At 66.3% G+C, this 13,972-nt stretch carries 11 protein-coding genes; 9 read left to right on the forward strand and 2 right to left on the reverse strand.

The features are described 5' to 3' along the window. Positions 1-14: 14 nt before the first annotated feature. Together ACVINW_RS32530 and ACVINW_RS32535 are read left to right on the forward strand one after the other, a co-directional pair. The gene (locus ACVINW_RS32530; RefSeq protein WP_456755046.1) at positions 15-2,549 is read left to right on the forward strand and encodes an Rne/Rng family ribonuclease; all 2,535 of its coding nucleotides are present in this window, start codon (positions 15-17) and stop codon (positions 2,547-2,549) included. A gap of 105 nt (positions 2,550-2,654) precedes the next feature. Beyond that, a complete protein-coding gene (locus ACVINW_RS32535; protein WP_456755047.1) occupies positions 2,655-3,887 on the forward strand; it encodes an NAD(P)/FAD-dependent oxidoreductase in 1,233 nt (410 codons plus the stop codon). 13 nt (positions 3,888-3,900) lie between these two features. Here the strand turns inward: ACVINW_RS32535 and ACVINW_RS32540 are convergent, their stop codons facing one another. Together ACVINW_RS32540 and ACVINW_RS32545 are read right to left on the reverse strand one after the other, a co-directional pair. Continuing rightward, the gene (locus ACVINW_RS32540) at positions 3,901-5,235 is read right to left on the reverse strand and encodes a dicarboxylate/amino acid:cation symporter (RefSeq protein ID WP_456755048.1); all 1,335 of its coding nucleotides are present in this window, start codon (positions 5,233-5,235) and stop codon (positions 3,901-3,903) included. Positions 5,236-5,420: 185 nt separating this feature from the next. Next, positions 5,421-6,608: a pyridoxal phosphate-dependent aminotransferase gene (locus ACVINW_RS32545; RefSeq protein WP_456755049.1), complete on the reverse strand. Its 1,188-nt coding sequence runs from the start codon at positions 6,606-6,608 to the stop codon at positions 5,421-5,423. 227 nt (positions 6,609-6,835) lie between these two features. Between ACVINW_RS32545 and ACVINW_RS32550 the strand changes: the two genes are divergently transcribed. The 7 genes from ACVINW_RS32550 (at position 6,836) to accC (ending at position 13,924) form a co-directional block, all read left to right on the forward strand. After that, complete coding sequence (locus ACVINW_RS32550) at positions 6,836-8,245, forward strand: M48 family metalloprotease (RefSeq protein ID WP_456755050.1); 1,410 nt, start codon at positions 6,836-6,838, stop codon at positions 8,243-8,245. An 86-nt stretch (positions 8,246-8,331) separates the two neighbouring features. Further along, a complete protein-coding gene (locus ACVINW_RS32555) occupies positions 8,332-9,099 on the forward strand; it encodes a DsbA family protein (RefSeq protein WP_456755051.1) in 768 nt (255 codons plus the stop codon). A 130-nt stretch (positions 9,100-9,229) separates the two neighbouring features. Then, a complete protein-coding gene (locus ACVINW_RS32560) occupies positions 9,230-10,162 on the forward strand; it encodes a hypothetical protein (RefSeq protein WP_456755052.1) in 933 nt (310 codons plus the stop codon). 126 nt (positions 10,163-10,288) lie between these two features. After that, positions 10,289-11,143: a DUF1236 domain-containing protein gene (locus tag ACVINW_RS32565; RefSeq protein WP_456755053.1), complete on the forward strand. Its 855-nt coding sequence runs from the start codon at positions 10,289-10,291 to the stop codon at positions 11,141-11,143. Between the two features lie 300 nt (positions 11,144-11,443). Beyond that, positions 11,444-11,929 (forward strand): type II 3-dehydroquinate dehydratase, encoded by a 486-nt coding sequence (aroQ, locus tag ACVINW_RS32570; RefSeq protein ID WP_456755054.1) that lies wholly within the window; start codon positions 11,444-11,446, stop codon positions 11,927-11,929. A gap of 52 nt (positions 11,930-11,981) precedes the next feature. After that, a complete protein-coding gene (gene accB, locus ACVINW_RS32575) occupies positions 11,982-12,479 on the forward strand; it encodes an acetyl-CoA carboxylase biotin carboxyl carrier protein (protein ID WP_456755055.1) in 498 nt (165 codons plus the stop codon). 86 nt (positions 12,480-12,565) lie between these two features. Further along, complete coding sequence (accC, locus tag ACVINW_RS32580) at positions 12,566-13,924, forward strand: acetyl-CoA carboxylase biotin carboxylase subunit (RefSeq protein ID WP_456755056.1); 1,359 nt, start codon at positions 12,566-12,568, stop codon at positions 13,922-13,924. Positions 13,925-13,972 lie beyond the last annotated feature (48 nt).

The raw sequence follows: 13,972 nt of genomic DNA on the forward strand, positions 1-13,972 counted from the left end.
ATCACGCCCCCGCGGTGAGCGAGGCGGCCGCCGGGCCCCTGTCCGACCCCGTCGTTGCGGTGGTCGAAGCCTCCGTTGCGTCGGCTGCGCCCGAATCCGTCGAGCCCGCCGAGGCCAACCATGAGCCCGAGCGGGCCCACGAGGAGCAGGTCGAGGAAAACGCCGCGCATGCCGACGACGCGCCGCTTGCGGCCGCCGATGACGTCCACGCCGCGGCCGACGAGCATGTGGTCGCCGAATACGCCGGGTTGGCGGAGGTCGCCGCGCCCGAAGCCGGGCATGGCGATGAGGCCGGCGAGGATGACGAAGAGGACGAGGGCGAAGAAGGCGAGGAAGAGGACGTCGTCGAGTCCGTCGGCGGCGACGATGTACTCGAGGAAGTTCCGGAGCGCGCGTTCCGTCCGCGCCGCCAGTACAAGATCCAGGAAGTGATCAAGCGCCGGCAGGTGATGCTGGTGCAGGTCGTCAAGGAAGAGCGCGGCAACAAGGGCGCCGCGCTGACCACCTATCTGTCGCTCGCCGGCCGCTACGCCGTGCTGATGCCCAACACCGCGCGCGGCGGCGGCATCAGCCGCAAGATCACCTCGGCCCAGGACCGCTCGCGGCTCAAGGAAGTGGTGCAGGACCTCGACGTGCCCGAGGGCATGGGGATCATCCTGCGCACCGCCGGCGCCTCCCGCAGCAAGCCGGAGATCAAGCGCGATTTCGAATACCTGATCCGGATGTGGGAGACGGTACGCGACCTGACGCTGAAGTCGCAGGCGCCGACCCTGGTCTACGAGGAAGGCTCGCTGATCAAGCGCTCGCTGCGCGACCTCTACAACAAGGAGATCGACGAGATTCAGGTGGCGGGCGAAGCCGGCTACCGCGAAGCGCGCGACTTCATGAAGATGCTGATGCCGGCCAATGTGCGCGCAGTGAAGCAATATCGCGACGGCCAGCCGCTGTTCTCGCGGATGGGCGTTGAAAGCCAGCTCGACGCGATGTTCTCGCCGACCGTGCAGCTGCGCTCCGGCGGCTATATCGTGATCAACCAGACCGAGGCGCTGGTCTCGATCGACGTCAACTCGGGACGGGCGACGCGCGAGCACCACATCGAGGACACCGCGCTCAAGACCAATCTGGAAGCCGCCGAAGAAGTCGCCCGGCAGTTGCGCCTGCGTGATCTCGCCGGCCTGATCGTCATCGATTTCATCGACATGGACGAGAAGCGCAACAACCGCGCGGTCGAACGCAAGCTGTCCGACTGCCTGCGCCAGGATCGCGCGCGGATCCAGGTCGGGCGCATCTCGCATTTCGGCCTGCTGGAGATGTCGCGCCAGCGCATCCGCGCCAGCGTGCTCGAAAGCTCGACGGAGCCCTGCCCGCAATGCGGCGGTTCCGGTCACGTCCGCTCGGTTTCGTCGGTAGCGCTGCAGCTCTTGCGCGGCATCGAGGAAATCCTGATGAAGGGGGCGACCCACAATCTGGTGGTCCGTACCCGCACCGACGTCGCGCTCTATGTGCTCAATCACAAGCGCGGCCATCTGCGCGACCTCGAGGACGCCTTCCGCGTCTCGCTGTCGATCGTTGCGGATGCCACGGTGCACGGCCAGCAATCCTACATCATCGATCGCGGCGAGCAGGTGCATACGCTCGAAGCCGCCAAGGCGCTGCTTGCCGCGCAGGCCGCTGCCGCACCGGCGCAGGTCGACGAAGCCGACGACGAGGAAGAGCTGTTCGAATACGAGGCCGAGATCGAGACCGACGAGACCGAAGGCCTCGCCGACGACCGGGCGGCCGGCGAAGAACCAGGTGCGGCCGAGGGCGAAGGCGATGGTCAGCGCCGCAAGCGCCGCCGCCGCCGCCGTGGCCGCGGGGGTGGCAGCGAAGCGCGCGACGGCGCCCAGCAGCCGCGCGACGACGGCGACCTCATGCATGTCCTGCCCGAAGGCAGCGAGGCGGTTGCCGCCGGCGATGCCGAAGGCGATGAGGAGGAAGGCGACGAGCAGCAGGGCGCAGCGCGCGACGACCAGGCCGGCAGTGGCGATCGCCGCCCGCGCCGCCGCGGACGTCGTGGCGGCCGCCGCCGGCGCGGCAGCGGCGGACCGGATGACGGTCTCGCCGGATCGATTTCCGATGAGTTGAGCCCGCCGCCGGCGCCCGAAGCCAGCGACGCGGTCGCCGATTTCGATAGCCGTGACGGGGAACAGGCTCCCTCGCTCGTGCAGCCCGAGCCGGTTGCCGCTCCGCCGGAATGGCAGCCGGTCGAGACCGCTGTTGTCGAGGCCGTTGCGGCGCCTGCGCCGGAGGCTCCGGCCGCAGCCGCAGAGGACACCGGCGCCGAAGGCGATCGCGCGCAGCGCCGCCGTTCCACGGTCCGCGAAAAGGTCAGCTTCGCGTCGAGCCCACAGCCCGAGGCCGCGGCCCCCGCCTTGGTTCAGAGCACGGCGGAGGACGCTGCCCCTGCTCATGAACCCGCAGCAACACCGGAGCCCGCGCCGGCCGCAGCGGCCGAGGCCCCGGCCCGCAAGGGCTGGTGGTCGCGCCGCTTCGGCGGCGGCAACTAAGGCTCCCTGCAAATCGAAACGCCCGGCTCGCGCCGGGCGTTTTTGTTGGACAGGCATTCCGTTCGTCAGAGCCCGGCGTAACGGAGCCTGACGGAGACGGATCTCATGCAAAGCGCGATCGTTCTTGGCGGCGGCATGGTGGGCGTCAGCACGGCGTTGCATTTGCAGCGCCGCGGCTGGGCGGTGACGCTCGTCGATCGCAGGGAGCCCGGCCGCGAGACCAGCTACGGCAATGCCGGCATCATCCAGAGCGAGGCGGTGCGGCCCTATCCGATGCCGCGCGATCCCGCCATCCTCGCCAAGATCGCGATGGGACGTACCAACGACGTGCGCTATCGCCTCGCCTCGCTGCCGCGGCACGCCGGTCCGCTGCTGCGCTACTGGTGGAACTCGACGCCCGAACGGCACCGCGAAGCGACCATCGCCTGGGCGCGCCTGATTGCCCATGCCACCGCCGAGCACGACAAGCTGATCCGCGACGCCCATGCCGACAACCTGATCCGCCGCGCCGGCTATCGCCTGCTGCATCGCGACCCGGCGGCGCTGGAGCAGGCGATCGCCGTCGCCGAGGAGAACCGGCGCGACTTCGGCGTGACCTTCCGCGTGCTGGACGGCAAGGCGCTCGCCGAGGCCGAGCCGCTGCTGCGCGACGACCTGCCCGGCGCCATTCACTGGCTCGGGCCGTGGACCGTGTCGGACCCCGGCGGTCTGGTCTCGGCCTATGCCGGATTGTTCGAGCGCCTCGGCGGGACGCTGCTGACCGGCGACGCGCAGACGCTGGCGCAGACGCCATCGGGCTGGTCGGTCGACACGACAGGCGGCCGGATCGATGCCGCCCATGTCGTCGTCACGCTCGGGCCGTGGTCACCGCAATTGCTGCGCAAATTCGGCTACCGCATCCCCTTGGTGCGCAAGCGCGGCTACCACATGCACTATCAGGGCGGCCGCTCGCTCGACCTGCCGCTGGTCGACACCGCGAACGGCTATGCGATGGCGCCGATGGCCAAGGGCATCCGCATCACGACCGGCGCGGAGCTGACGAGTCCCGACGCGCCGGCGACGCCGATCCAGCTCGGCTACGCCGAAGTCGCCGCGCGCGAGCTGCTCGAGATCGGCAGCCGCGTCGAGCCCGAGCCGTGGTTCGGCACCCGCCCCTGCACCACCGACATGCTGCCGGTGCTGGGAACCGCGCCGCGGCATCGCGGGCTGTGGGTCAATTTCGGTCACGGCCACCAGGGCTTCACGCTCGGCCCGGCGACGGCACGCGTGCTGGCCGAAACGATGAACGGCGAGGCATCCGCCGTGGACACCTCGCCGTATCGGCTGGACCGGTTCTGACGTCGAAGGAAAATCAGTCCGTCGTCAGCGCGGTCTCCATGTCGGTCGGATCGATCTGCCGGGCCAGATTGGCGTTGAGCTTGTCGCGGTCGAGCTCGCCCTCCCACCAGGCTACGATCACGCAGGCGACGCCGTTGCCGCACAGATTGGTCAGCGCGCGGCACTCGCTCATGAACTTGTCGATGCCGAGCACGATCGCCATGCCCGGCACCAGGCGCGGATCGACCACCGCAAGCGTCGCCGCCAGCGTGATGAAGCCCGCGCCGGTGATGCCGGAGGCGCCCTTCGAGGTCAGCATCGCCACGATCAGGATGGTGAGCTGCTGGCTGAAGGTGAGATCGTAGCCGAGCGCCTGCGCGATGAACAACGTCGCCAGCGTCATGTAGATGTTGGTGCCGTCGAGGTTGAACGAATAGCCCGTGGGCACCACGAGGCCGACCACGGATTTCGAGCAGCCGAGCCGTTCGAGCTTCTCCATCAATGACGGCAGCGCGCTCTCCGAGGACGAGGTGCCGAGCACGATCAGGAGCTCGTCCTTGATGTAAGCCAGGAACCTGAAGATCGAGAACCCCGCGATCCGCGCGATGACGCCGAGCACCACGAGAACGAACAGCGCGGCGGTCAGATAGAACGTCGCGATCAGCCCCATCAGATTGAGGATCGCGCCGGTGCCGAACTTGCCGATGGTGAAGGCCATCGCGCCGAACGCACCGAGCGGCGCCGCCCGCATCACGATCGAGATGACGCCGAACACCGCATGCGCGGCGTCGTCGATGAACGAGCGGATGGTGTGGCCGCGCTCGCCGAGGCCCATGATCGCAAAGCCGAACAGCACCGAGAACAGCAGAACTTGCAGGATCTCGCCCTGCGCGAAGGCGCCGACGACGGTGTCCGGGATGATGTGCAGCACGAAGTCGACGCTCTTCTGCGCCTCCGCCTGCTTGGCATAGCCGGCAACCGCCTGCGCGTTGGCCGCCGCGTTGCCGAAGCCCGCGCCCGGCTTCACGATATTGCCGACCAGCAGTCCGATCACCAGCGCGAAGGTCGAGACCACCTCGAAATAGACCAGCGCCTTGACGCCGATGCGGCCGACCTTCTTGGCATCCTGTATATGGGCGATGCCCGAGACCACCGTGCAGAAGATGATCGGCGCGATCACCATCTTGATCAGCTTGATGAAGCCGTCGCCGAGCGCCTTGATCCACTCATTGGTGGCAAGCTGTGGCCAGAACGCGCCAACCAGCGCGCCGAGCACGATCGCGATCAGAACCTGCACGTAGAGAATCTTGTACCACGGCTTGCGACCGGCGCTGGCCGGTGAAGCCGTGGCAACGGTTGCCGTTGCCATGTGTCACTCCCCCTCAGAAATGGCGGAAACAGCCAAGATCAACTTGGCCGTTCAAGTCAAATGGAACTGTGTGGGGCCTGCCGTTTATCCGCGGCGATCTGTCGCGCGTGGCTCCCGCCGAAACCAGGGCCAGGCGCGCGAAACCGATCGAACCGACAAGGTGGAAGGCTCTCAGAGATTGCGGGCTATTTAAGCCAATGCGCGATCCGCGCAACTGCTTCCTGCATGTCCGCGGCCGAACGGGCATAGGAAAAACGGATAAAGGCGCGGCCGTGGATCGGATCGAAATCGACGCCCGGGGTCGCTGCGACATGCGCCTTCTCGAGCATCTCGCTGGCGAAGGCGAAGCTGTCGGAGGTGAAGTCGGAGACGTCGGTATAAAGATAGAACGCGCCGTCGGCGGGCAGGAATTTGGTCAGCCCTGCCTTCGGCAGCCCCTCGATCAGAATGCGGCGGTTCTCCTGATAGCCGCGCTTGATCGCCTCCATCTCCTCGCGGCCCTCGAACGCCGCTTCGGCCGCGATCTGCGACAATGTCGGCACCGAGATCGACAAATTCTGCTGCAGCCGCTCGATCGGCCGCACCAGCACATCGGGCACCACCATCCAGCCGACCCGCCAGCCTGTCATGCAGAAGTATTTCGAGAACGAGTTGATCACGAGCGCGTTCGGCGACAGCTCCGCCGCCGTCACCGCGGGGAATGCGTAGTCGAGCCCGTGATAGATCTCGTCGGAGATGAAGCGGATGCCGGCGCTGTCGGCGGCCGCCATCAGGCTCGACAGCGCCTCGCGTGACATCATGGTGCCGGTCGGGTTGGCGGGACTGCCGACCAGCACGCCCTTCAGCGGCGCCTTGCGATGGGCCGCCAGCAGCGCCTCGCCGGTCAACGCATGCCGGGTATCATTGGAGGTCTCGATCAGCACCGGCTCGCAGCCGAGCGCCGTCAGGATATGCCGGTACGGCGGATAGCCGGGCACGGTGACCGCGACCCGGTCGCCCGGCTCGAACATCGCAAGGAACGCCAGGATGAACCCGCCCGACGAGCCCGTCGTGACGATGATGCGCTCGGGATCGACCGCGCAGCCATGCGCGTCGCGGTAATGCCGGGCGATGCGCGCCCGCAAGCTGGGGATGCCGAGCGCCGAGGTGTAATCGATCCGCCCGTCCACAAGCGCGGCCTGCGCCGCCGCGATCGCCGGCTTCGGCGCGGATGCGGCGGGCTGCCCCACCTCCATGTGGATGACGTGGCCGCCGGCTGCCTCGATTCGCGCCGCAGCGGCCATCACGTCCATCACCATGAACGGTGGAACATCGCTCCGTCCGGACGCTGTCAAAAGGCTGCTCACACGGTCTCTCGCTGTCGCTTCATGCATGGATTTCTGCTATTGCACGGCCGCTGCCGGATTTGGGTTCCCGTTACATGCGGCCGCCCCAGACTGGCCGCATTCGGTGGCTCCTTATAGCGTTTTCAGCTCAAGTGCATACCCGGTTCGCGTGAAGAAGAACTGCAAAAACAACAGACTGCGCCACGCGCCTGATCCGGTCGGACCCGGAACCCGGCTTCACGCCGGCGCGGCCGGTGATTGCCGATAGATCGCCCATGCTGTTCCGCCTCACGCGCCGCACCGAGACCTTCAAGCTGACCGCCTTGTTGACCGCGGTCGCGCTCGCAATGGGACCTGTCGTCCCCGTGCACGCGCAGCAGCAGAAGGGGCCGCCGGTGCTACGCGACACCGAATCCGAGCAGCTGCTGCGCGAATACACAAGGCCGATCCTGCGCGCCGCGGGTCTCGAGAAGCAGAACATCCAGATCGTCATCATCAACGAGAGTTCGTTCAACGCTTTCGTCGCCGATGGCCGCCGCATCTTCGTCAATTACGGCGCACTGCTGCAATCGGAGACGCCGAACCAGATCATCGGCGTGCTGGCGCATGAGACGGGCCATCTGGCCGGTGGTCATCTTGCCAAGATGCGCGAGCAGCTGGCGCAGGCGCAGACCCAGATGATCATCGCGATGCTGCTCGGCGTCGGCGCGCTGGCCGCGGGTGCTGCGGGTGGCGGCGGTGGCAACGGCCTCTCCAGCGCAGGCGCCGCCGCGATCTCGGCGCCGCAATCGGTGATTCAGCGCACGCTGCTGTCCTACCAGCGCCAACAGGAAGAGAATGCGGACCGTGCCGGCGTCAGGTTCCTGACCGCGACCGGTCAGTCTGCCCGCGGCATGTACGAGACCTTCAAGCGCTTCACCGACGAGAGCCTGTTCGCGGCGCGCGGCGCCGACCCCTATCTGCAATCGCACCCGATGCCGGTCGACCGCGTCTCCGCGCTGGAGGAGCTGGCGCGCTCCAGCCCCTATTGGGACAAGAAGGACGATCCGGCACTGCAACTGCGTCACGACATGATGCGCGCCAAGATCTCCGGCTTCATGGAGCGGCAGGACACGGTGTATCGCCGCTATCCGCTGACCAACACCAGCCTGCCGGCACGTTATGCGCGCGCGATCACCACCTACCTGCACGGCGATCTGCGTTCGGCGATCGCGCAGATCGACGGCCTGATCCAGGTGCAGCCCAACAATCCCTATTTCTACGAATTGCGCGGCCAGGCGCTGCTCGAAGGCGGCCGGCCGGCCGAGGCGATCGCACCGCTGCGCCGCGCGGTGCAACTGTCCGGCAGCGCGCCCTTGATCGAGATGCTGCTCGGCCAGGCGCTGGTTGCCTCCGACAACAAGGCCCTGACCGACGAGGCGATCAACATGCTGCGGGCCGCCGTGGCGCGCGAGCCCGAGGCGCCGCTCGGCTATACCCAGCTCGCGATGGCCTATGGCCGCAAGGGCGACTACGCCCAGGCCGACCTCGCCTCGGCGCAGGCGGCCTATCTGCGTGGCGACGCCAAGACCGCCCGCGAGCTGGCATCGCGCGCCAAGACGCGGTTCGCGATCGGCACGCCCGGCTGGGTCAAAGCTGACGACATTGTGAGCGCCAAGCCGATGCCGGGCCAGAAAAACAACTAGAAATAAACCGTAGTTCCATACAACGATCACTGCAACCGGCCCACGGCTCAGCCGCATTTCGGGCCATCTCGAACAAGGATTTCGCCATGCCAGCGCTTCGTTTTCTTGCCCCTGCCCTGCTCGCGCTCGGCATCTGCGCCGCGCCGCTGTCGGCGTCCGCGCAGAGCTTCAACGACACCCAGCGCGGCGACATCGAGACCATCGTGCGCAACTATCTGATCGCGCATCCCGAGGTGCTCGAAGAGGCGATGAACGAGCTCAGCAAGCGGCAGGCCGCCGCCGAAGCCGAGAAGCACGAGCAGAGCGTTGCCAAGAACGCCGACACCATCTTCAACTCGCCGCGCGGCGTCATGCTCGGCAACAAGGACGGCGACGTCACCTTCGTCGAGTTCTTCGATTACAATTGCGGCTACTGCAAGCGCGCGATGGCCGACATGATGGACCTGATGAAATCGGATCCGAAGCTGAAGGTGGTGCTGAAGGAATTCCCGGTGCTGAGCCAGGGCTCGGTCGAGGCCGCGCAGGTCGCGGTCGCCGTGCGGATGCAGGATCCGACCGGCAAGAAGTATCTCGAGTTTCACCAGAAGCTGCTGGGCGGCCGCGGCGCCGCCGACAAGGCGCGCGCGCTGGCGGTCGCCAAGGAGGTCGGTCTCGACATGGCGAAGATCGAGAAGGACATGGCGAGCCCCGAGGTCAAGGCGACCATCGAGGAGAATTTCCGCCTCGCCGAATCCATGGGCATGAACGGCACGCCGAGCTACGTGATCGGCAAGCAGGTCGTGGTCGGCGCGGTCGGCGTCGACAATCTCAAGGAGAAGATCGGCATCGCCCGCTGCGGCAAGGCGACCTGCTGATCGCCGCTCCAGCCGCGTTCATTCAACAAAATCCGGCTGCCAGGCGGCCGGATTTTTTATTTCGCGCATCGAACCGGTGCGGCGCGGGCCGCAACCAAGGGCCGTCACCAACAAACGGACCCCGCGCGCCATGCCCCTGGCCCCGCCAAATCTTGCCTACGACCTCACACTGCTGAAGACGGCGCCACAGCGCGGCACCGAGCACGATCACGGCTGGTGCTACGGACTGCCGGCAGGCATTCGCAGCGAGCAATGGCCGCTCAGCCCGCATGACGGCTTTCCGATGCAGCACTGCTTCACACTGCGGATTCCCGCGCAATATCGCGCCGCGGGCGACGCCTATGTCGCGCTCGCGATGTTCGCCGACCAGCAATATGACGAACCCGTCGCGATCGACGCGGTCGCCCAATATCTCACTGCCGAGACGACAGAGCGTCCGGCAGATCGCAATCTGCTGCCCTACTTCGTCTATCGGCAGAACCGCCATCCGATGGAGTTTCGGATGCAGGACATCATCGACCACAATTTCGCGGCGATCTGGCTCACCGAGAGCGAGTTCGCAGCACCGCTGTGCCAGCCGCCGGAGCTTGCCGGCAATCCATTGCTGGACGCCAATCCGCCGCCGCGCTGGCTGGTGAAGGGCGCGGCGCGCACGGCGTTCGACGTCCATGTCGGCCGCACCACGCGGATCGAGGAGCTGGAGAAGACGTACTGGTATCGCCTATTCGGCCAAATCCCCGAGAGCGGACACCATGCTTACGGAATCGCGCTGACGGCGCGCAACGGCGACCCCAACGTCGGCAAGCCGCCGCGCGATCATCTGCTGCACAAGGGTGAGCTCGGCGACTACATCGCACCTTACGGCGAGCACGGCAGCGCGCACGGTCTCGAACGGTTGCACGGCCGCAACCATCTCGGCGGCACGATGTTTCCGAACCAATGGACGCCGAAATTCAGCGCGACCTATCTCGAGATCGAAGAGCATTTCGGCGGCTTCAATTTCGGCGGCGGCAACGGCCAGCTCGATCTTGCGAGCATGGAGTTCGACTGGGCCTGCGGCTGACAAGCGCGCGCGTTCATCGCGCGTTCACATAGGATACCAAGTGCAGGGAACCGTAAATCAACAGGAACATCGCACATCCTCTCTCGTTGTCGGCGCGGGCAATGCTGAATAACGAGGAGGACTATGATGACAAACCGCTTTCTGATTTCTGTTGCTGCGGCGGCGCTGCTCGCCGGCACTGGTTTCGCGAATGCACAGGGCGTCGGCGGCGCCAACAAGGAGTCCGGGGCTGGCGGCGGCGCGAGCATGCAGCACAGCGCCCCGTCCGGTGGCGCGTCGTCCGGCGCGATGCAGCACGATTCGGGTGGCATGAAGGGTTCCGAGCATTCGACGACCGGTCAGTCCCCGAGCACGAAGGGCGCTGAGTCCGAGAAGTCGGGCACGGCCACCAAGGGTGCGGAGGACAGCACCCAAAGGTCGAAGGGCATGAGCTCGGAGAACGAGGCCACCAAGGGCTCCCGGGAGAGCTCGAAGGACATGAAGGCCGAGGGCCGCGACAAGAGCGGGAACATGAAGGCCGAGGAGCGTGACAAGAGCGGCAAGATGAACGCGGAAACCCGTGAGGGCCGCGATCGCAACAACGCCGCCGAGAGCCGCGACAAGAGCGGCGCCACCACCAACCAGAACGCTCAGACCAAGAACCCGGCCGACAACACCAACCGCGCGCAGACCAACGACTCCAGCCGCACCCAGACCACGACGGGCAACGCGGCGACGTCGGCCACCGCGGCTCCGCCGGCCGAGAAGCGCACCGAGATCTCGACCGCGATCAAGTCGGAGCACGTCACCGAAGTCACGAATGCGAACTTCAACGTGGCGATCGGCACCCGCGTCCCGGCTGATGTGCACTTCTATCCGCTGCCGGAGCGGGTCGTGTCGATCTACCCGCAGTGGCGCGGTTATGACTTCATCCTGGTCAAGGGCCGCTACATCATCGTGCAGCCGGAGACCCACGAGATCGTCTACATCATCGAGGGCTAACCGGCCTCGGCCCGAGGACGCCATGCGCGCCCTCGCCGCAATCCCAACCCCGCCCCTCCAGGGGGCGGGGTTTTGCATTCGCCCCTGCCCCGCAGTCCCCGGTGGATGGCGGGCTTAGGCATTGCGCCACCGCGTCTTCCGTGAAGTTTGGTTAATCAGCAATTTCCGTAGGTTAGGGCAACTACCTAACAGCCCGCGAGAAGCTATTGAAGACGTTCCGATTTCACCTAAAGACTTCCCCTGCGGCCGGTTGTTACCTATAACCCCGCCCACTCCACCCCTCGCCCGGAACCCCCTGGAATGGCTGCTGCCGGAACGATCTATGTGCTGAACGGCCCGAACCTCAACCTCTTGGGGACGCGCGAGCCGGAGACGTATGGCCACGCCACCCTCGCCGACGTCGAGAAGCTGTGCGCGGACACCGCGCGCTCGTTCGGACTGACCGCCGATTGCCGCCAGTCCAACCGCGAGGGCGAGCTGATCGACTTCGTCCATGAGGCCCACGCCAAGAAGGCCGTCGGCATCATCATCAACGCCGGTGGCTACTCCCATACCTCGATCGCGCTGCATGACGCGCTGGTCGCGGTCAAGATTCCCGCCGTCGAGGTCCATGTCAGCAACATCCACGCCCGCGAGAGCTTCCGGCACCACTCGTTCACTGCTAAAGCCGCCTTCGCGTCGCTTTGCGGCTTCGGCATCGACGGTTACCGGCTCGCGATCATCGGCCTTGCCACCAAGATCGGCGCCAAGAGCGATGCCAGGACCGATGCCAAGGCAAAGAGTTAATCGTCAATCCTGACGTTCCCCGTCACCAGACAGAGATTTCGGATCAAACAACATGGCGCGCCAGCCAGACGACAAATCAGCCGCAAAGTCCAAAAGCGACTCCAAGAGCGACGACAGCGTGCTCATTCGCGAGCTTGCGCTTCTGCTTGCCGAGACCAATCTGACCGAGATCGAGATCGAGCGCGCCGGCCTGCGCGTCCGGGTCGCCCGCAACATCAGCATCGCGGCCTCCGTTCCGTCGGCCATGCACGCGGTTGCCGCACCGGTCGCGGTGCCGGCTGCCGCCGTCGCCGCTGCGACCGACCTTGCCAAGCATCCGGGCGCCGTGCCCTCGCCGATGGTCGGCACCGCCTATTGGTCGCCCGAGCCTGGCGCCAAGCCGTTCATTGAAGTCGGCACCAAAGTCTCGGCCGGCCAGACGCTTCTGATCATCGAGGCGATGAAGACGATGAACCAGATCCCGTCGCCGCGCGCCGGCACCGTGACGCAGATCCTCGTCGAGGACGGCCAGCCCGTCGAATTCGGCGAGCCGCTCGTAATCATAGAGTAGACGCGAATGGCGACGGGCCAATGGCGAATAGAATGCCGCGTCACCATTCGCCGCCCGCCATTCGCTACTCGCTCCCCTGAGGCGCCATGTTCGACAAGATCCTCATAGCCAATCGCGGCGAGATCGCGCTTCGCGTGCTGCGCGCCTGCAAGGAACTCGGCATCGCAACCGTCGCGGTGCATTCCACCGCCGATGCCGATGCCATGCATGTACGGCTCGCCGACGAGAGCGTGTGCATCGGCCCGCCGCCGTCGAAGGACTCCTACCTCAACATACCGGCGCTGCTCGCCGCCTGCGAGATCACCGGCGCCGACGCCGTGCATCCCGGCTACGGTTTCCTGTCCGAGAATGCGCGCTTCGCCGAGATCCTCGCCGACCACAATCTGGGCTTCATCGGACCGAAGGCCGAGCACATCCGCCTGATGGGCGACAAGATCGAAGCCAAGAAGACCGCCAAGCGGCTCGGCATCCCCGTGGTGCCAGGCTCGGACGGCGCAGTGACCTCGGAGGCCGATGCGCTCGCGATCGGCAAGGAGATCGGCTTCCCGGTGCTGGTGAAGGCGGCGGCCGGCGGTGGCGGCCGCGGCATGAAAGTCGCGCACACCGAGGCCGATCTTGCGCTGGCGCTCTCGACCGCGGCCAACGAGGCCAAGTCGGCGTTCGGCGACGCCTCGGTCTATCTGGAGAAGTACCTGCAGAAGCCGCGCCACATCGAGATCCAGGTTCTCGGCGACGGCCGCGGCGGCGCCATCCATCTCGGCGAGCGCGATTGCTCGCTGCAGCGCCGCCACCAGAAGGTCTGGGAGGAAGGTCCCTCGCCCGTGCTCGCGGCGGCCGCGCGCGCCAGGATCGGCGAGACCTGCGCCAAGGCGATGCGGGACATGAAGTATCTCGGCGTCGGCACCATCGAATTCCTCTACGAGGACGGCGAGTTCTATTTCATCGAAATGAACACCCGTATCCAGGTCGAGCATCCCGTCACCGAAAGCATCACCGATATCGATCTGGTGCTGGAGCAGATCCGGATTGCCGCCGGCGGCGATCTGCCGGCGAGGCAGAGCGACATCGCGATCATCGGCCACGCCATCGAATGCCGCATCAACGCGGAGAACCCGCAGACCTTCCGTCCCTCGCCCGGCCGGATCACGCAATTCCATCCGCCCGGCGGCCTCGGCGTGCGGATCGATTCCGCCGTCTATCAGGGCTACGTGATTCCGCCCTATTACGATTCGCTGGTCGGCAAGCTGATCGTGCACGGCAAGACCCGTGGCGAATGCCTGATGCGGCTGCGCCGGGCGCTGGACGAGATGGTGGTCGACGGGATCGAGACGACGCTGCCGCTGTTTCGCGCATTGGTGCGCGAGCCCGACATCATCGAAGGCGACTATCATATCCACTGGCTGGAGCAGTATCTCGCCGGCCACCCCGCCGACGCCCCTAAATAGTTCGGAACCTGTGGAACCCAGCCGCGGCTCCAAACGTACTATAGGGGT

The sequence above is a fragment of the Bradyrhizobium sp. USDA 4461 genome, from assembly GCF_054055655.1.